The organism is Acinetobacter sp. Gutcm_16, from assembly GCF_028649355.1.
Classification (GTDB): domain Bacteria; phylum Pseudomonadota; class Gammaproteobacteria; order Pseudomonadales; family Moraxellaceae; genus Acinetobacter; species Acinetobacter johnsonii.
Genome location: NZ_JAQSUV010000024.1, coordinates 97246 through 115595, shown reverse-complemented (window position 1 = coordinate 115595; position 18350 = coordinate 97246). Strand labels below are relative to the sequence as shown.

19 protein-coding genes are annotated in these 18350 nt (G+C 40.5%); 2 read left to right on the top strand and 17 right to left on the bottom strand.

Going from position 1 to position 18350, the window contains the following annotated elements:
* Positions 1-2: 2 nt before the first annotated feature.
* The 4 genes from PTT44_RS05735 to PTT44_RS05720 all read right to left on the bottom strand — a co-directional run bounded on the left by PTT44_RS05735 (position 3) and on the right by PTT44_RS05720 (position 5694).
* The gene (locus tag PTT44_RS05735) at positions 3-665 is read right to left on the bottom strand and encodes an SOS response-associated peptidase family protein (protein WP_168159242.1); all 663 of its coding nucleotides are present in this window, start codon (positions 663-665) and stop codon (positions 3-5) included.
* A 259-nt stretch (positions 666-924) separates the two neighbouring features.
* A complete protein-coding gene (locus PTT44_RS05730) occupies positions 925-3087 on the bottom strand; it encodes a malate synthase G (protein ID WP_168159243.1) in 2163 nt (720 codons plus the stop codon).
* A 362-nt stretch (positions 3088-3449) separates the two neighbouring features.
* Positions 3450-4601, bottom strand: coding sequence for a cell division protein ZapE (gene zapE / locus PTT44_RS05725; protein ID WP_004696878.1), 1152 nt, complete (start codon positions 4599-4601; stop codon positions 3450-3452).
* Between the two features lie 85 nt (positions 4602-4686).
* Positions 4687-5694 (bottom strand): AraC family transcriptional regulator, encoded by a 1008-nt coding sequence (locus PTT44_RS05720; RefSeq protein WP_168159244.1) that lies wholly within the window; start codon positions 5692-5694, stop codon positions 4687-4689.
* 148 nt (positions 5695-5842) lie between these two features.
* On the opposite strand from PTT44_RS05720, the gene PTT44_RS05715 reads away from it, so the two are divergent.
* Positions 5843-7348, top strand: coding sequence for a flavin-containing monooxygenase (locus PTT44_RS05715; protein WP_168159245.1), 1506 nt, complete (start codon positions 5843-5845; stop codon positions 7346-7348).
* A gap of 45 nt (positions 7349-7393) precedes the next feature.
* Positions 7394-8302 (top strand): lysine exporter LysO family protein, encoded by a 909-nt coding sequence (locus PTT44_RS05710; protein WP_168159246.1) that lies wholly within the window; start codon positions 7394-7396, stop codon positions 8300-8302.
* Between the two features lie 129 nt (positions 8303-8431).
* Here PTT44_RS05710 and pyrF read toward each other — a convergent pair whose 3' ends face one another.
* The 13 genes from pyrF to gspI form a co-directional block, all read right to left on the bottom strand.
* Positions 8432-9112 (bottom strand): orotidine-5'-phosphate decarboxylase, encoded by a 681-nt coding sequence (pyrF, locus tag PTT44_RS05705; RefSeq protein WP_004984814.1) that lies wholly within the window; start codon positions 9110-9112, stop codon positions 8432-8434.
* Positions 9113-9351: 239 nt separating this feature from the next.
* A complete protein-coding gene (locus PTT44_RS05700) occupies positions 9352-9717 on the bottom strand; it encodes a lipopolysaccharide assembly protein LapA domain-containing protein (protein ID WP_004696867.1) in 366 nt (121 codons plus the stop codon).
* A gap of 17 nt (positions 9718-9734) precedes the next feature.
* Positions 9735-10040, bottom strand: coding sequence for an integration host factor subunit beta (locus PTT44_RS05695; protein WP_004696865.1), 306 nt, complete (start codon positions 10038-10040; stop codon positions 9735-9737).
* 161 nt (positions 10041-10201) lie between these two features.
* Positions 10202-11878, bottom strand: a complete 1677-nt coding sequence (gene rpsA, locus PTT44_RS05690; RefSeq protein WP_004696863.1) for a 30S ribosomal protein S1 — start codon at positions 11876-11878, stop codon at positions 10202-10204.
* Positions 11879-11991: 113 nt separating this feature from the next.
* Positions 11992-12675, bottom strand: coding sequence for a (d)CMP kinase (cmk, locus tag PTT44_RS05685; RefSeq protein ID WP_168159247.1), 684 nt, complete (start codon positions 12673-12675; stop codon positions 11992-11994).
* Positions 12676-12692: 17 nt separating this feature from the next.
* Complete coding sequence (locus PTT44_RS05680) at positions 12693-13124, bottom strand: SRPBCC family protein (RefSeq protein WP_004696860.1); 432 nt, start codon at positions 13122-13124, stop codon at positions 12693-12695.
* A gap of 75 nt (positions 13125-13199) precedes the next feature.
* A complete protein-coding gene (gene tadA, locus PTT44_RS05675) occupies positions 13200-13700 on the bottom strand; it encodes a tRNA adenosine(34) deaminase TadA (protein ID WP_005401161.1) in 501 nt (166 codons plus the stop codon).
* A 5-nt stretch (positions 13701-13705) separates the two neighbouring features.
* Positions 13706-14827, bottom strand: coding sequence for an enoyl-CoA hydratase/isomerase family protein (locus tag PTT44_RS05670; RefSeq protein ID WP_058951874.1), 1122 nt, complete (start codon positions 14825-14827; stop codon positions 13706-13708).
* Positions 14824-15537, bottom strand: a complete 714-nt coding sequence (gene ung / locus PTT44_RS05665) for a uracil-DNA glycosylase (protein ID WP_004696856.1) — start codon at positions 15535-15537, stop codon at positions 14824-14826. The genes PTT44_RS05670 and ung overlap by 4 nt, the downstream gene beginning before the upstream one ends.
* 41 nt (positions 15538-15578) lie before the next feature.
* Positions 15579-16175 carry a 6-pyruvoyl trahydropterin synthase family protein gene (locus PTT44_RS05660; RefSeq protein WP_168159248.1) on the bottom strand — a complete coding sequence of 199 codons (597 nt, stop codon included), beginning with the start codon at positions 16173-16175 and terminating at the stop codon, positions 15579-15581.
* Between the two features lie 122 nt (positions 16176-16297).
* Positions 16298-17248 carry a type II secretion system minor pseudopilin GspK gene (gspK, locus tag PTT44_RS05655; RefSeq protein ID WP_168159249.1) on the bottom strand — a complete coding sequence of 317 codons (951 nt, stop codon included), beginning with the start codon at positions 17246-17248 and terminating at the stop codon, positions 16298-16300.
* Between the two features lie 78 nt (positions 17249-17326).
* Positions 17327-17947: a type II secretion system minor pseudopilin GspJ gene (gene gspJ, locus PTT44_RS05650; protein ID WP_004984837.1), complete on the bottom strand. Its 621-nt coding sequence runs from the start codon at positions 17945-17947 to the stop codon at positions 17327-17329.
* Positions 17944-18345, bottom strand: coding sequence for a type II secretion system minor pseudopilin GspI (gene gspI / locus PTT44_RS05645; protein WP_168159250.1), 402 nt, complete (start codon positions 18343-18345; stop codon positions 17944-17946). The genes gspJ and gspI overlap by 4 nt, the downstream gene beginning before the upstream one ends.
* Between the last annotated feature and the right edge of the window lie 5 nt (positions 18346-18350).

The window sequence follows — 18350 nt, the reverse complement described above, 5'->3', positions numbered from 1 at the left end:
GTTTAAAAGTCGAAAAAGTTGAGTTGGGGACTCACTTTTTCGACTTTTATTTTCGGCACATGTGAACATTCAAACTCTTCAACAGGAAAGCCTTGTACAAAGGATTGAATATTCGGTGATTTCCAGCTGAGCCACTCCTCTAAGCGTTCATGTGGAATCACGATCACTGAGCGTTTCACATTCCCCGGCTCATGAAACTCCCGCATCATTGGGTGGTCTATGGCATCCATCGTAAGCATCGTTGCTGAACGGACTACCTCGCCTGCTATACGACAGATTTCATAAATTGCAGCAACAAAAATAACCTGCCCATCCTGTCGTCTGACACCCCATCTCTGCGGCTTTTGTTCTATATATTTGGACTCATAAAATTCAAAAACTGGGATCACCCCAAACTGATATTTGGAAGTGGCCTCAATAAAACTGGCCTTTTGCAGAAGTGTCTCACTTCGAGCATTATAGGTTTTCGTTGCGATACTCTTATCTTCGGCCCATTTCGGTATTAAACCAAAATGTACCTTTCGCCACTCAAAACCTATATTTGATTTGAACAATAAAGGCAGCTCATAACCAGGATAGACTTCTTCGACATAATCAAACGGAATTTCAGGTAGACCAAACTGTTGTACTTGAGCAAAGGTTAGAGGCTTAAAATTAGCGCACATGGATTTTCATCCAACTTGGTGGTTAACAATAGTATGACGAGATTTATATAGTGAATTGTATAAGGCTTTTATCCGCAGCGTCTAGTTGAAATACTTATTTAGCCCTACTCTTAAGCCCATTCATAACCTTGAATAAGCCCAATCTATAGATCACTATTACCCCAAATTAAATCAGTCTTATTGTTTTCCTCCATAGACATAGTGCGACTTATTCCAGCCAATAAAAAAGCCTCCGAAGAGGCTTTTTTAGATTTACAGATTAATCACCTGTATAACCTTTTAACTTCAAGCGTGCAGCATGCAGAAGTGGCTCTGTATAACCTGATGGCTGCTCACCACCTTTAAACACAAGGTCATAAGCTGCTTTGTATGCATAACCATCGAAGCTTGGCGCCATAGGTGTGTAAAGCGGATCGTTTGCGTTTTGTTCATCAACGATTTTCGCCATACGCTGCATCACTTCTTCAACTTGCGCCGCAGATACGATGCCATGACGTAACCAGTTTGCAACGTGTTGAGATGAAATACGTAAAGTTGCACGGTCTTCCATTAAACCCACGTTATTGATGTCTGGAACTTTCGAACAACCTACACCCAAGTCAACCCAACGCACAACATAACCCAAGATCCCTTGAAGGTTATTTTCAAGCTCTTTGGTTTTCTCTTCTTCAGTCCAGTTGGTATCTGTCGCTAAAGGTGGTGTTAACAAATCATCTAATGATAAAGGCTCTGTATTCAATAATTCTTTTTGACGCTCAGACACGTTGCATTGGTGATAGTGAATCGCATGAATGACAGCACCAGATGGAGAAGGAACCCATGCACAGCTTGCGCCCGCTTCTGGATGTTCAATCTTGGTTTTGTACATGTCTAAAAGCATATCTGGTTTTGGCCACATGCCTTTACCAATTTGTGCTTTACCACGTAAGCCCGCTTGAAGACCGATCATCACGTTACGGTTTTCATATGCTGGGAACCAAATTTGTGATTTCACTTCGCCCTTGCGAACGAATGGACCTGCTTCCATAAAGGTATGGATTTCATCACCTGTACGGTCCATGAAACCAGTGTTAATGAAGATCGTACGGTCTTTTGCTTGAGCAATACAGTTTTTCAAGTTTACAGAAGTACGACGTTCTTCATCCATGATACCGATTTTTAACGTTTTTGCAGGCAGGCCAAGCGCTTGTTCTGAACGCTCAAACAACTCAACAGCAAAAGCAACTTCTTCAGGACCATGCATTTTTGGCTTAACGATGTACATTGAACCTTTACGAGAGTTCTTGTTTTCGTTTTCGCCTTTGATATCTGCGAAAGACAATAGCGGAGTGATTAATGCATCCATGATACCTTCGTAGATTTCAGCACCATCTACAAGAATCGCAGGGTTGGTCATGAGATGACCCACGTTACGAAGAAGCATCAATGAACGACCATGAAGTTTTGTTTCACCGCCAATCAAGTTTTTGTGCGTACGGTCTTTATTCAAAGTACGCGTAACGGTTTTACCATTTTTCTCGATAGACTCTGAAAGTGTACCTTTCATCAAACCTAACCAGTTACGGTAGCCTTCAACTTTCTCTTCTGCATCTACAGCAGCGATCGAATCTTCTAAGTCTTGAATAGTCGTTACAGCAGCTTCAAGAACTAAATCTTTTACGCCAGCGGCATCTGTTTTACCAATTGGGCTGTTCGCATCAATTTCAATTACAACGTGTAGGCCGTTGTTTAAAAGTACAATTTCTGTTGGAGCAGATTCTTCGCCATTAAAACCAACAAATTGTGCTTCTTTAGCCAAAGTCGATGTCGAACCGTCTTTTAACGTCACAACTAACTTTTTGCCTTCAACTGCATATTTTATTGCATCAGCATGCGAACCATTCGCTAATGGGAAGGTTTCATTTAAGAAGTTTTTAGCAAATGCAATAACTTTGTCGCCACGCACAGGGTTATAGCCTTTACCTTTTTCCGCGCCACCGTCTTCTGGGATCACGTCAAAACCGTAAAGTGCGTCGTATAAAGAGCCCCAACGCGCGTTTGCAGCATTTAAGCAGTAACGTGCATTACGCACAGGCACTACCAATTGCGCACCAGCCAATAATGCGATTTCTTCATCTACATTTTCTGTGCTGATTTGGAAATCTTCTACTTCTGGTACTAAGTAGCCAATTTCAGTAAGGAAAGCTTTGTAAGCTCCAAGTTCAAATTTGTTGTTGCGGTGCCATTCATCGATCTTCGCTTGAATGTCGTCACGCTTAGCCAATAGTGCTTTGTTCTTTGGGCTAAGATCGACAACGACTTGTTCAAAGTTTTTCCAGTAAGTTTCACTATCCAAACCTGAACCTGGAAGTGCTTCATTTTCGATGAAATCGTAAAGTTCTTTAGCAATCGCTAACTTGCCTTTTTGAATACGTGCAGTCATTGTCTTTCCTGATATTGCTACTTTTTATACAAGAGATTCTAGTATACCGATTTAAACTTGGCTGAATAGTAATATCACCGTGCGAAATAGTGATCATTTTTTATTTAATAAAGTATACAAACTACCAAATAAAATACTGCTCAAGGCACAAGCATTATCAATTTACAAAATGCTCTTTAGTAGTTTATTAAGTTTTTGAAATGCCGAAATTAGACTTAAGTGCAGTTTTGTATGTTTATTACACTTAAAACCAATATTCTCCCTATTTTCAATCCTGATTAAGCCATGATTATTCAAAAAAGTCGATAAATTAATCAATGAAAATGCACATAAAAAAAGCACCCTTTTGGGTGCTTATATTTTTAAATTTCTTCTTGTTGTTTACTTGCTTCAGCTTGTATTTGTCGATGCGCTTCATTCAAGTAATCATCTGATTGCATTTCCAATAAACGTGAACGCGTGCGTTCAATTTCAAAGGCTAATTTATCACCAGAGTACAAATCGATAATTGTATCTTCTGAGGTTAAAATCAGTTTTACCCCACGGTCATAAAACTCATCGACCAGATAAATAAAACGACGTGTGCCTTCAGAAAGATAATCGGTCAAATGCGGAACATTACTCACCAACACCGTATTATAAATATTTGCAATTTCGATAAAGTCAGCAGGACTACGTGGTTTCAAACACAGCTCTGAATACTCACACCATAAAACATCTTCTGTATGACCTACTGTTTCTACAATACGATTATTAATAATAATCGGCTCATCTGAAATGGTTTGAGTCTGTGTCAATGCGCTAAAACGCTGTGCGATCCAGCGTTGGTGCTCATGTGTTAAAGGTGATTTAAAGAGTTGCGCTTGTTTTAAAACACGTAAACGGTAGTCCACGCCTGCATCTACATTTAAAATCACACATTGCTGTTTCACCATTTCAATGGTTGGAATGAAACGATCGCGGTGAATGCCGTTTTTATATAAACCATCTGGCGCAATGTTTGAGGTTGCCACCAAGGTAATGCCACGTGCAAAAAGCTTTTGGAACAAATCACTGAGAATCATAGCATCTGTGACGTTTGAGACAAAAAACTCATCAAAACAAATGACCACCGCTTCTTTATAAATTTGATCCGCAACCGCATCTAAAGGGTTACGCTGACCTGAAAGCTTGTTGAGCTCACGATGTACATGTTGCATAAAATGGTGAAAGTGCATCCGTGTTTTACGACGAAATGGAATTGAGTCATAAAACTGATCCATCAACCATGTTTTACCACGGCCTACACCACCCCACATATATACACCACGTGGAGAAGTTTGACGGCGGAAACGACGGAATGCTTTTTTAGATGCCTTAAAACGTTGAATTAATTCATGCCAAACGCGATCCAACTCATGAACGGCCTGAGCTTGTGCCTCATCAGACATGAACTGCCCGGATGCTAAGGCTTGAGCATAACGCTCTGCAGGAGATAAAGGACTGAATGCGGTAGGTGAATTAAAATCTGACATATCATTTAATACTGTTTTTAGGCTATATCAATTATAGCGGAGTGGAAAAGTTAATATATAACACTTTGGCATAATTATGCTTAGGCTATTTCCCATATTGTCGTGGACTGTAACCAAACCACCGTTTAAATGCATGATTAAAGGCTGCAGGCTCCGAGTAACCCAATAACTCTGCAATCATTTCAATGGAATATTCCTGATATTCCATCAAATGTAGTGCACGGTCTTTCATTAATTGCTCACGAATTTGTTTATAACTGCTATTTAACTGTTGCAACTGGTGTCTTAAGGTTCGCTCTGGCAAATTCAACGCTTGTGCGGTTTCAGCCATGGTCGGCAGTAAACCACGTTGTAACTCCAAATAATCCTGTACACGTTGAATCAGACTTGGTTGCTCTGCCGTTTCTTCCAAACGTTGTAATTCCGCCTGACATTTGCCTGCATAAACGTTAAATGTCATCAAATCTGCAGAAGGAATTGGTACATTTAAAACCCATTCATCAAACCAAAATTCAGCTTGCTGCGTACCAAAACTCACTTGTTGACCATAAACCTGCTGATAGAGCGTCAGTTTTTTCGCATCTTCAGGTCGTGCAACAGGTAAAGTAATTCGAATCTCAGGCATTTCCAGCCCAATCATCTTATAAATATCTTGTAAAAACTTATAGGTTCCCGCTATTTCAGAGTGTGCACGCAACTGACCCACAGACGTTTGTAGGTCTCGCGGTAGATAACACAGTGCGACTTGATCATTTTGTTTTTTCAAACCCAATAAGCCACTCAAATGCGTCAAACTCTGATAGCGAATACCCTGTTCTAACGCGGTATGTGTCGTTGGACTGGTCATCAACAACATCAGTAAGGGGCCATATCCTGCCAAAACATAATGCTGACCAATAAACAAGCCTTGCTCAGGCTCAACATCCTCTGCAATGATTTTCAAAATATCCCACTCTAGAGCAGGATGAATGATCGCATTCGGATCAAGCGACTCCACACGTAAGCCAATGCTTTGTAACTTTTGATCGACTGCGACTCCTGCTTTACGCATTCCTTGAATCAAATACATCAAGCCAAGTACAGAACGTTTCATAATCAATTAAAAGCAAAATATTGGCCTATGTTTTACTACAGCCACCTAGCGCTCAACAATTGCCGAATCTATCAATTTTCTTGTCAGGGCTATCATAGATCTTCTGGATAGTTGCTCTACAATAAAGTAAAACAAAAAGGAAAAACAAATGCAGGCAGCAAATTCAACAATCCCTCAGGTAAAAATCGCCATTATTGGTGCAGGCTTTGGTGGTTTAGCTATGGCTATTCGCCTTTTGCAAAATAATATTCGTGATTTTGTAATTTTGGAAAAGGCCAGTGAAATAGGTGGCACATGGCGTGAAAACCAATATCCGGGCGCTGCTTGTGATGTACAGTCACATCTCTATTCTTTGTCTTTTTCACCCAAGGCCGACTGGTCTAAACGTTATGCTGAAGCACCTGAAATTTATCAATACATCCAAACACTTACCGCTGAACATCAATTGCAGTCTTATATCTGCTTTAACACCGAAGTCAGTGCTGCACATTACTTAGAAAATCAGTGTTTATGGCAACTCACCCTTAATCAAAATGAAACTCTGACCGCTCAATTTGTCATTTTCGCATCTGGCCCCCTGCATGTACCGCAAATTCCACATATTGCGGGTATCGAGAAATTTAAAGGCAAAGTTTTCCATTCATCACAGTGGGATCATGACTATGACCTCAGCAGTAAAAATGTTGCCTCCATTGGCACTGGGGGGAGTGCGATTCAATATATTCCTGAAATTGCAGAAAAAGTGAAGCAACTTTATGTACTACAAAGGACAGCTGCATGGGTTATTCCTCGGGATGAACGTCGTTATTTACCCATTGAAAAAACACTGTTTAATCGATTTGATTGGTTTCGAAAACTTCATCGAGCTCGTCTGTATTGGACAAATGAATCTCGTGTAGTTCCCATTATGAAACCACAGGTCATGAAATATGCACAAAAACTAGCAGAAGCCTATATTCGCCATCAAGTTAAAGACCCTGTAACCGCAGATAAGTTAATTCCCAACTATATTATGGGTTGTAAACGGATCCTGGTCTCCAACAAATATTATCCAAGCTTTAACCGTAAAAATGTTGAATTGGTTACCGATGATATTTTGGAATTGACTGAGGACAGTATCATCACCAAAGATGGAAGAAAACGTGCAATTGACTGCCTCATCTATGGCACAGGTTTTGTGACTGACCCACGTATTTATCTTAGATCCTTTAGCTGTACAGGGCTGAATCATATTGAGCTTACAGACGCATGGCAAGATGGGGCCGAAAGTTACTATGGAATTAGCACCAAAGGTTTCCCAAACTTATTTCAGCTTTTAGGGCCTAATACAGTCTTAGGTCATAACTCAGTTATTTTTATGATTGAGTCACAAGTAAATTACATTCTACAGCTCATCGAGATGGCAGAAAAAACCCAATCTCAAGCGATAGTTGTGAAAGCAGATATTCAAGACCAATTTAATCACCATTTACAAAGTCAATTTACAGATACCATTTGGCAATCTGGCTGCGTCAGCTGGTATCAACAAGCGGACGGGAAAAATTTCTCTTTATGGCCCAGCTATACATGGAAGTATTGGCTAAAAACACGAAAAGCCAATCCTGCGGACTATCGTTTTTTAAATTCTAAGCAAGATAGTCAAGCAATAAATTAAGATCGCGGTCATAATAAGTTAGTATTTTTTCACACTTTATTTGACATGCAATCGTTTTGGTTGATTTTTCAGCTTCTTATTTGTTTAGCACTTGGTTTTGTTTTGGCGCGTCGTTTACCCAAATGGCTTGAACGACTTGCCTTTCAAATCCTGCCCTATTTTACGTATATTCTCTTAATTGCAATTGCAATTGAGTTTTCAACGACGTTGCATAGCATTGCCGAACCTTGGCAGATACTCAATCATGCAGCGCTTTTAGCAGTTATGACCAGTATCGGTGCTTTTGTCTGTTGTTACATATTATTTAAACTGTTGGGCTACCAACCCAGTCATGGCAAAGTGTCCATGAGCCTTGTGAGCAAATCATTAATCAATATCAGTTATGCATTTATCGCACTGGCCTTGGGTTATGGCTTGGCAGAGCTATCTTCAAGTTTTGACTATACCCTTCATATCAGCACATGGAACTTGTTACTGGTTTTCATGTTCCTGATCGGGCTTGATTTAGCCTATTCGCCACTAGATCGTTCATGGTTGAACTGGCAAATCCTACTCGTTCCACTTGGTTGTATTCTGGGTTCAATTATCGGGGCGTTTGTAACGGCCTATTTTGTTCCGAGCATTCAACTAAAAGACCTGATTATGTTATCTCAAGGTTATGGTTTCTACTCTATGACTGGCATTGTGGTCACGGAGTTAAAGAATGCACATTTAGGTAGCATTGCACTGATGAATGATTTGTTCAGAGAAATCTTTGCGATTGTGTTTATGTACATCATTGGCTGGCGTTACCCCCGCTCTGCGATTTCATCTGCAGGAGCTACAGCAATGGATGTTACACTACCGATGGTCAAACAAGCCTGTGGGAATAACTTTATTCCACATGCCATGGTGAGCGGTTTCATTCTGTCAGTTTTGGCGCCGATTGTTGTCAGTGTATTGGCGGCTCTGTAAAGCATAGTGCTCGATTCAATGCTGTCTTTTTATTTTGCTCTTGCCACTTCGCTCACCAACAATTCTTTTTAAAATTTAATCCATAAAAAAAGCCTTTCGAATGAAAGGCTTTTTTAAATTTCTAGTCGATTAAAGCGTCGCTAAAATATCTTTTAGCATCTGACACGGGTTTGCAGACTGCGTAATTGGTCGACCAATCACTAGATGTGTTGCACCGTCTAACATTGCTTGTTTTGGCGTTACGATACGCTTTTGGTCATCCGCACTTGAACCCTCAGGGCGAATGCCCGGTGTCACCAATGCAAACTCTGAACCCAAAGCCTCACGCAGCATTTTTGCTTCTTGCGCTGAACATACCACACCATCTAAACCACTATCTTTAGTCAATTTCGCTAAACGTTTGACTTGTTCAAATGGTTCAATATCCAGACCAATATCGGCTAAATCTTCACGGCCCATTGAAGTTAACACCGTTACTGCAATCAGTTGAGTGTTATAGTTCCCAGCCTTTAAGCGCTCAACGCAGGTTTCCATCATTTTACGACCACCTGAAGCATGGACGTTTACCATCCAAACACCCATATCTGCAGCAGCACATACCGCTTGCGCAGTCGTATTTGGAATATCGTGAAATTTTAGATCTAGAAAGACTTCAAAGCCTTCACCATGTAAAGCTTTAACAATAGATGAGCCTTCATGGGTAAATAATTCTTTACCGACTTTTACACGGCATAATTGAGGGTCTAATTGCCCAGCAATCGTCATTGCGTCATAATGACTTTTTGCATCTAAGGCAACAATAATACTCATGGGGAGACCCTTCAAACTCACAAAATTATGGCATTATACGGATTAAGCCTAAAACGACCAAGACTATTTTTCTAAAAACCATTTAAAATTCAAACTAAGTTCTTTATTCATATACTTTTTATATAGTTATCAATATTTTAAAGCACAATAAAAAACGCCTTTGGTTATATATCCAAAGGCGTTTAAATCAAACTTGCTTCAATACTTGGTAAGATAAAAATCTTAACAAGTATTGTGGCTTAAAGCGGTGTAGATGGACGATCATTAGGATTGATATCTAACACCGTTTTTTCATGTCTTGTATGTGCTGCAGCTTCAGCAGCAGCCAGCTGAGCGGATTGAATCTGCTCTTTACGAAGGTGATCAATGTCTTTACGTAGTCGCTTAATTTCCCAACCTTTCTGGAATACACGAAATACCTGAACACCAATTAATAAACCCAACACAATCCCTAAAGCCATTGTCAATAATAACAATAGACCTAAACGCATTGCTGGAACCTGTATAAACAACAGATCAACGGTTAGCTCAGTTCCGTTTTGTAGTACCAAAGCTAGGCAGTAGCCAAACAGTACAATTAATAATGCGAATAATACGTAACGCATAAGCACCCCAATAAATTTTATTCGCCTGCAGTCTCGTTTACTGCATCGCGTAATGCTTTACCTGGTTTGAAATGTGGAACAGCTTTAGCAGCCACTTCTACCGACTTACCCGTTTTAGGATTACGCCCAACACGAGGCTCACGATGATGGAGTGCAAAACTACCAAAACCACGAATTTCAATACGATTATCTGAAGACAAAGATGCAATCATTTGATCAATCATAATCTTAACAGCTTCTTCCACTAATGGCTCTGCTAAGTGCGGGTTTTTAAGAGAAATACGCTCTATTAAGTCAGACTTATTAAGTGCTTCAGTAGTCATCTGCGACCTCTTTAATTATCAAGCTACCTTGTAGATAGATTGATAATAACCTGTTTAAATACAAAACGGTAGCGTAATAAGTGAATACTACGCTACCGTTTATTGTATTTGTGTAAAAAGTATTAGTTAACTTACATTAACAATACAATTCAAACATCTACTTAGTTGCCCATTTGAGCTTTGATCAAATCACCAATAGTCTTAGGACCATTGTCTTGACCAGTAGTTGCTGTCTTCAAGTTAGCAACTGCTTCTTTCTCTTCAGCTTCGTCTTTCGCTTTGATAGACAAGTTGATAGAGCGAGATTTACGATCTACGTTGATGATTTTCGCTTCAACTTCTTGACCAACTTCAAGGAACTTAGTTGCATCTTCAACGCGGTCGCGGTTGATTTCAGATGCTTTAAGAGTCGCTTCAACTTCGTCAGCTAACTTAAGTGTTGCGCCACGAGCGTCAACAGCAGTTACAGTACCTTTTACAAGTGCACCGCGTTCGTTAGCAGCTAAGAAATCGTTGAACGGATCACTGTTCATTTGCTTGATGCCAAGGCTGATACGGTTGCCTTCAGCGTCTACAGACAAGATAACCGCTTCAACTGTGTCACCTTTCTTGTAACGACGGATAGCTTCTTCGCCTTGTTCGTTCCAAGAAATGTCAGACAAGTGAACTAGACCATCGATACCGCCTGGTAAACCGATGAAGATACCGAAGTCAGTGATTGACTTGATCGTACCTGAAACTTTTTCACCTTTGTCGTGGTTCTTAGCAAACTCTTCCCATGGGTTAGCACGAGTTTGTTTGATACCAAGAGAAATACGACGACGCTCTTCGTCAACTTCAAGAACCATAACATCAACTTCATCACCAATCTGAACAACTTTAGATGGGTGGATGTTTTTGTTAGTGTGGTCCATTTCAGAAACGTGTACTAAACCTTCAACACCTTCAGCGATTTCTGCGAAACAGCCGTAGTCAGTTAAGTTAGTTACGCGAGCTTTAACGATTGAACCTTTAGGGTAACGGTTCATGATCGCTAACCATGGATCTTCGCCTAATTGCTTAAGACCTAAAGATACGCGGTTACGTTCTTTGTCAAACTTAAGTACTTTAACAGTAACTTCTTGACCAACTTCAACAACTTCTGATGGGTGCTTGATACGCTTCCAAGCCATGTCAGTGATGTGAAGAAGACCATCAATACCGCCAAGGTCAACGAATGCGCCGTAGTCAGTAAGATTTTTGATAGTACCAGTAACTGTTTGACCTTCTTCAAGCTGAGCAAGAAGAGCTTCACGGTCAGCTGAAGATTCAGCTTCCATAACAGCACGACGAGATACAACAACGTTGTTACGTTTAGCATCAAGTTTGATTACTTTAAATTCTAACTCTTTGCCTTCTAAGTGAGTAGTATCACGAATAGGACGAGTATCAACTAAAGAACCTGGAAGGAACGCACGAACTGGACCGATGTCAACAGTGAAACCGCCTTTAACTTTACCAGAGATAACACCAGTAACGATTTCGCCGTCTTCAAAGATTTTTTCAAGTTTAGTCCAAGTTTCAGCACGTTTCGCTTTTTCACGTGATAAAACTGTTTGACCCATGCCGTTGTCAAGCGCTTCAACAACAACATCAACAGTGTCGCCAACTTGAACTTCAAGTTCGCGTTGTTCATTTAAGAATTCAGCGCGGTCAACAATACCTTCTGATTTAAGGCCAGTGTCAACTGTTACCCAATCAGAATCGATGTTTACTACAACGCCTTGGATGACAGCACCCTTTTCAACGTTGAGGTTTAATTCGCTTTCTTCAAAGAGGGCTGCAAAAGATTCGGTCATGATATACCTGATAAAGTCAGCGGTCTTGGATCAGACAAGGCCGGTTTAGTTAAGCGTCTACATAGTCCATTTTGAACTGATCAAGCTATGCTTCTGCTGAATATAAAAATTCGTTAGTTTGCTAATTGCTTATCGATATAAGCCGTCATAAGCTGAAATACCTCATCAATGTTCAATTCAGAACTATCAATGATGTAGGCATCAGCTGCTGGTCTGAGTGGAGCAACTTCGCGCTCCATGTCACGTTTATCACGCGCCTCAATATTAGCTAAAATATCGTTTATTTTAGCATCCAGCCCCATACCCTGCAACTGCTTTACTCTGCGTTCAGCACGAGATTGGGCTGAAGCGGTTAAATAAATCTTGGCTTGAGCCTCTGGAAAAATGGATGTGGCCATGTCTCGGCCATCTGCAACCAAGCCTGGCGCTTGTGCAAAAGCATGCTGGCGATCGACTAGCGCAGTTCTAAGCTCAGGAATTGTTGCAACTTTTGATGCAAACTCACCAACCCGCTCAGTTCGAATGGTTTGACTAACATCCTCACCATTAAGCAAGACTTGTGTGCCTTGTGCGGAACTTAAAAATTGTATGTCTAAATGTTTAGCAATTTCGACACACTGACTCAGTTCGCTTGACAAAGCATCCAACAAATCTTGTTGATGCAATGACAGGCCCAACAAGCGATATAACGCTCCCGAATCAAGTAAATGAAATTGATAATGGGCTGCTATTTTTGCAGCCAGTGTGCCCTTACCCGAACCACTTGGACCATCAATTGTGATTATTTGAACTGTCATTGCTTACCCAAAGTTTGTTATACAGATTTAGCGAGTTTTGAAAAACCTAGTTTAATCGCAGATTTAAGCTGTGCAAGGATTAATTTACTTACAAAAGGTGCACGTGCCTGTAATTCAATCGTATAGGTCACTAAAGTTTTATTCGAGTCAATCGGCTCAAACTCAATAATACCCAAATGATGTTTGATGAGTGGATTTTTAATAATCTTGTATTCAATACGCTCATTCACATTCATTAATGTAATTTGCTCTTGCAACGGTTTAATTGGACCAAAACCCATACGACGTACAGAACCAAGTCCATCCGGACGTTCTGGATCTGCTGAATCTTTCACTCGCACCACTTGAACTGGTGCAAAAGCGACGTTATAGGTTGAGTGTTTAGAAAGTAAATCAAATACCTGCTCTACGGGTGCATTAAATTCTTTTTTAATCTGAATATTATTCATGGTGGTTCCAACGCCTTATTTGACAATAATTATTGTCATTTCATTTTACATGAAATTATTATTTTACGAATTCATTCATCCCTTTTCTTGTAGACGGGATAGTCGCTTTTGTTCGCGGCGCATTTTAAAAAAGTGACTGAGCTGCTGTGAGCATTGCTCATGTAAACAACCCGACTCAACCAAGAACTGATGATTATAATAGCCCGTTTCAAATAATTTACGTGCACTTATAAGAGAGCCCGCTTTCGGCTCTGTCGCACCAAATACGACTTTTGAAACGCGTGCATGCACCAAAGCACCTACACACATGGTACAAGGCTCAAGCGTCACATACATGACCGCATCATCAGGTAAACGATAATTTTGTGTATTTTGGCAAGCATCGCGAAGTGCTTGAACCTCAGCATGCGCGGTAGGGTCATTTAGCGTAATAGGCGCATTAAAGCCCGAACCAATAATTTTATTTTGACTCACAATGACTGCCCCGACCGGGACTTCACCTTTTGACGCTGCAATAGCAGCCTGCTCTAAAGCAAGCTGCATCCATTCACTATCTATTTTTAAAACATCAGTCATAAAGATTAGATTACATCGTAATGTTTAAGGAGTTCATTCCAGCTTTCAATGCTCGTTGTGGGTGGATTACCAGCGAAAATACCCTTTAAGCTATTACTAGCCCCTTGTTTCCATGCTGGTGACAAGTCTTTATCCACTAAACGCGCACGCACACCCTCAACAAAGTCTGCATGACGAATTTTCCAGTCCGAAATTTGCGTTTCAAGCTCAAACACTTCATTCCAAGAATGAACCTGCTTGCCCCACTGCCATAGCAACCATGTTAATGCAGCCGTTGTTGGTGAGCCTTTTTGTAAGTTCTCACTGGCTTGACGAAGCCAATCGCTACGCGCATCACTTAAACCAACAATAGCATCATAATCATGCTCGAAGTTCACACCACGACATACACTATGAATGACATCCAAAGAGTTCTGTAATGGGCCTGGACCTACCGGACGATGCATACTGTTTAATGTGTCATCAATGGCTCTAAAATCACCTGCTGGATAATGACTCCAGTCGATATTAATAACTTTCTCAAGCACCGTATTACGCTGCGCATCACAGATGTGTGTTGCCCAACCAATACCATATGCGCCCGCAGCCGTCATGATTGAACCCGTTAAGCCCGTGAACAAACCAATTGCTCCACGATCCGCCAAGAAACGCGTTGCACCCACATCTGGGTACAAACCAATATTAATTTCAGGCATCGCTAAACGTGAATGCGGTGTCACCAAACGAAATGGCGCGGCCATAAACAGACCTAAACCACCACCCATGACATAACCTTCACCCCAGACCAAGACAGGCTTAGCATAGTTGTGTAGTAATAAATCTAAAGCATATTCTTGCTCAAAGAACTGATTGGCTGTTTCAACTTCATCGTTAATCACCAGTTGACGAAGTTTACGTACATCACCACCCGCACAGAATGCTTTTGGTGTGGTTGAATCCAACCAAATGGCTTTTACTGCGTCATCGCTATGAAAATCTTGAAACACTTCAAATAAAGCTGAAACAATCGTTTCATCTAAAGCGTGAAGTGATTTTGGTCTATTCAGACGAACAATGCGCCAACCATTTTTTGCTTCTTCTACAATCAAATCTGGATGGTAGTTTTTAGAAACGGGAGAATATGTCATGCGTCCAGCTGCCAATCTATAGGCTCAATGCCATGTTGTTTAAGATAATTATTGGATTTTGAAAAAACTTTACAACCGAAGAATCCACCACGGTTTGCTGCCAAAGGTGACGGATGTGCCGCCTTTAACACCAAATGCTTTTCTTGATCAATCCGTTGTCCTTTCCGCTGCGCATATGCTCCCCAAAGAATAAAAACAATATGCTCGCGCTGTTCATTTAAAACATCAATCACATGATCGGTAAAATCTTCCCAACCTTGTTTTTGATGTGATGTGGGTTGACCAGCTTCAACGGTTAATACACTGTTCAACAGCAAAACACCTTGCTGCGCCCAACGAGTTAAATCCCCATGTTTAGGAATATCAATTCCTAAATCTTTATTTAACTCATGAAAAATATTACGTAAAGATGGTGGTAAAGCAAGCCCCTTTTGCACAGAAAAACTGAGCCCATGTGCCTGATTCGGCCCATGATATGGGTCTTGTCCGAGTATTACCACTTTTACATTCGCCAAAGGCGTCGTATTAAATGCATTAAAAATCAGCGCATTTGGCGGATAAATCACTTTATTCGCTTTTATTTCTGTAACAAGAAACTGCTTTAACGCATCCATCTTAGTACTAAGCAAAAAGTCACTTAATCCATGCTTCCAACTGGCATCCAGCTGAATTTTATCAAGCTTGGTTTGCTGTTGTTCTGTTAAAGACATACTTGCGCCTTATTCCCTTACTGTATATTCTGTGACAAATTTCACAGTTTGACTTGTAATTCTACATTCGGATTGTGAAATTGGATACCTTCTTTTAATTTGGTATACATTTCAGTGTCCGCCCATTCCGCTTGGATTTGTTCTGAAAACTCGATCTGGCTTAAATCTAAAAGCCCCATCTGTGTATTTTCAATATCTTCAATAAAACTCTGCGCATAGCCCGTATCAGTCTCATGCACAATCACCGAGTACACTTCTACATCGCCTTCACCGTTTTGAGTCACGGTCGACGCGAGTACCTTCTGTGCAAGATAAAAGAAAATACGTGAAAATTGTTCAGCCGATGGCGAAACAGGCAGCGACACCCAACGTGCACTAAATGTTTTACATGCCTGAATATATTCAAGATCATCATTTTGCCAAAAACAAATTGCATGATCAAAAGAGTCATAAAGGTCTTTAATCACCCCTTTCAGCAAGCCAAAGTCATAAACCATTTGACCATGATCTAATTTCGATGCTTTGAGGAGTAATTCAACTTTATAACTATGACCATGAATGGAGCGTTTACAACGATCCGATGTACAGTTGCGTACAATATGGGCATTTTCAAACTTAAATAACTTACGAATTAACATATGCCGTAATGCAATCAAACTTTCTGAGAATTGACTTTAATTATAAAGCAAAAGTTAACCTATGCTCATTTATTTTATTGTTCAATCCAATTGGTAAATCATATCAGTCTTATATTTACCCTTTAAAACGGTGACATGCTCCGATAAGCCACATATACCGCTTGATCTTTTCGCACCAAATCACTACTAAACTGACGCTTACGCTCACTCAGCAACACTTCAATTCTGGCTTTAAAATAGTTCGATTGAACTCCGAGAAAATCATTAACAGCAGCCCGCTGAGCCTCGTCCACTTGCTTAAATGGATCAACTTCCCACAGTTCATTCATATTGGAAAAATGCTCCAAATTGGCCCGTCTTTGCTTTTGTAAATTTTGAATAGCAGATACATCCAACTTAGGATCAATGCTGGCTAACACCAATGCAGGTGCAGTGTTGATATTCACCTTTAAGTCATTGCTCGGCAAAGCACTCACATAAGGTGCAATCAGTTGATAGTTACGCCCCTCAAACCCACGCACCAACTTCAACTGTTCAACATTATAAAAAGCACGATTTGGCGCCAAGTAACCCTGAGCTAAACTTTGATAATAAGCAGATTCAGCACCCATCGGGCCACTGACTTCATCATCTTCATCTTGCCAATCAATCACTGCTTCTGAAAGTTGCGCAGGCAACCCAACACGTACCAATAGCTTTTCAAACCAAAGTTTTGCAGCCTCATTCGGCTTTTTATCCGACTTAACTAAAGCATTTAAATTAAATTTTCCTGACTCATCTTCTAAACGCCCAGAAACAAAACCATCTTCCACTGGAAAAGCAGGCATGGGCTTCGCCCACGTTTCTTGTAGATGATCGACCTCTGCTGCATTTTGAGCATCATCCACCAACAGCTCAGAAAAAAAAGCTTCAGCACTTTTTGCGTATAACAGAGCTTGGTTTTGTCGCATTAAATAAGCCGTACTCTCTGCGGTATTGCGCTGATGTTTCGCAATCGTAGCCGCAAGGATGGTTGCTAAAGCCACCATCACCAAAATGGTGATCAATGCAATGCCATGCTGAGAGCGCTTCAAAACATCCACCTATTTACAACGAATACATTTAAGGAAAAATGGTTTTGCATAGAGTCCGTGAGTTTCATATCCTGCAACTTAATTTTTTTGTTTTAAAAAGTCTGTATTTAATAAACTAAACACCCATTCATAACTCACTTCATTGACAGTGAGGTTTATTTTTAACCCGCGCGGTAGTATTTTTGCCTGAGTCACATCATTTTCACTCAATGCCACCTCAGGCCATTGTGCCATTTCATTGGGGTTAAGTAACATAATTTGAAATTGATCAACTGAATCAAGTAGAACACTGGTTTCAGGTTGATCATTACCTGTTTGATTTAAATTTTTATATTTATAACGGTACAGTTTTTTTTCATCTGCTTTATAAATATATTCAACTCGCTCTTCAGGCGGTATGCCTTGCATCAAAGGATCAGTCACGCCAGTTTTACTAAAGGTCAACTGACCATTTTGCAACATGACTGCGGGTTGAACCTGCCCCGCAACATTGGCAGTAATTGGTACAATTTGCACCGTGTCACGTAACACTTGTTGATATGCTTCTTGTAGCTGACCTAAGCGCTGTTCATGTTGGGTATTACGCTCTTTAATCTTGATCAGATAATCAAAAACCTTCCAACCCAAAGCTGAAAGCACAGCAAAAATCGCGATTGCCACCAATAACTCAACCAAAGTAAAGCCTGAGCGTTTTGTCATGGTTGGCTTCCCTCACGATGGTTAAAAAAAACTAAACTCGTAACACCCGAATCTACTTTTCCAGTTTCAGTATTCACCAAGCTCACCTGTACATTGACGCGTTGCACATTAGCACTAATCGTTGCTTGCGCTGATTTATCAATTTGCCAAGTTTCACCTTGTTGGGTGATTTGTTTAGAGGCCGTGCCTTGTAGCCAATCACGATTGATTTCCATCATCGAAATTTCATTCAAGGCAACAAATTGTGCCTTGGTACGCAAGATGGCATGTGCAGTAGATTGAGTATATTGCATACCTACTTTAGTTAAAGCGACCGCTGCCGTGGCAAAAATAGCCAATGCCACCATCACTTCCAGCAACGTAAATCCTGAGCGAGGATTAATGAAATAGCATTTCATTCGAG

What these genes read in the sequence shown, in the direction of transcription:
- PTT44_RS05735 (WP_168159242.1), bottom strand. Translation starts at nt 665, where the DNA reads ATGTGCGCTAATTTTAAGCCTCTAACCTTTGCTCAAGTACAACAGTTT.
- gspI (WP_168159250.1), bottom strand. Translation starts at nt 18,345, where the DNA reads ATGAAATGCTATTTCATTAATCCTCGCTCAGGATTTACGTTGCTGGAA.
- pyrF (WP_004984814.1), bottom strand. Translation starts at nt 9,112, where the DNA reads ATGAGTATTATTGTTGCCTTAGATGCAAAAAGTCATTATGACGCAATG.
- PTT44_RS05660 (WP_168159248.1), bottom strand. Translation starts at nt 16,175, where the DNA reads ATGTTAATTCGTAAGTTATTTAAGTTTGAAAATGCCCATATTGTACGC.
- tadA (WP_005401161.1), bottom strand. Translation starts at nt 13,700, where the DNA reads ATGACTGATGTTTTAAAAATAGATAGTGAATGGATGCAGCTTGCTTTA.
- PTT44_RS05730 (WP_168159243.1), bottom strand. Translation starts at nt 3,087, where the DNA reads ATGACTGCACGTATTCAAAAAGGCAAGTTAGCGATTGCTAAAGAACTT.
- PTT44_RS05695 (WP_004696865.1), bottom strand. Translation starts at nt 10,040, where the DNA reads ATGACTACTGAAGCACTTAATAAGTCTGACTTAATAGAGCGTATTTCT.
- PTT44_RS05710 (WP_168159246.1), top strand. Translation starts at nt 7,394, where the DNA reads ATGCAATCGTTTTGGTTGATTTTTCAGCTTCTTATTTGTTTAGCACTT.
- PTT44_RS05700 (WP_004696867.1), bottom strand. Translation starts at nt 9,717, where the DNA reads ATGCGTTACGTATTATTCGCATTATTAATTGTACTGTTTGGCTACTGC.
- ung (WP_004696856.1), bottom strand. Translation starts at nt 15,537, where the DNA reads ATGTCTTTAACAGAACAACAGCAAACCAAGCTTGATAAAATTCAGCTG.
- PTT44_RS05670 (WP_058951874.1), bottom strand. Translation starts at nt 14,827, where the DNA reads ATGACATATTCTCCCGTTTCTAAAAACTACCATCCAGATTTGATTGTA.
- rpsA (WP_004696863.1), bottom strand. Translation starts at nt 11,878, where the DNA reads ATGACCGAATCTTTTGCAGCCCTCTTTGAAGAAAGCGAATTAAACCTC.
- PTT44_RS05720 (WP_168159244.1), bottom strand. Translation starts at nt 5,694, where the DNA reads ATGAAACGTTCTGTACTTGGCTTGATGTATTTGATTCAAGGAATGCGT.
- gspJ (WP_004984837.1), bottom strand. Translation starts at nt 17,947, where the DNA reads ATGACAAAACGCTCAGGCTTTACTTTGGTTGAGTTATTGGTGGCAATC.
- PTT44_RS05680 (WP_004696860.1), bottom strand. Translation starts at nt 13,124, where the DNA reads ATGAATAATATTCAGATTAAAAAAGAATTTAATGCACCCGTAGAGCAG.
- zapE (WP_004696878.1), bottom strand. Translation starts at nt 4,601, where the DNA reads ATGTCAGATTTTAATTCACCTACCGCATTCAGTCCTTTATCTCCTGCA.
- cmk (WP_168159247.1), bottom strand. Translation starts at nt 12,675, where the DNA reads ATGACAGTTCAAATAATCACAATTGATGGTCCAAGTGGTTCGGGTAAG.
- PTT44_RS05715 (WP_168159245.1), top strand. Translation starts at nt 5,843, where the DNA reads ATGCAGGCAGCAAATTCAACAATCCCTCAGGTAAAAATCGCCATTATT.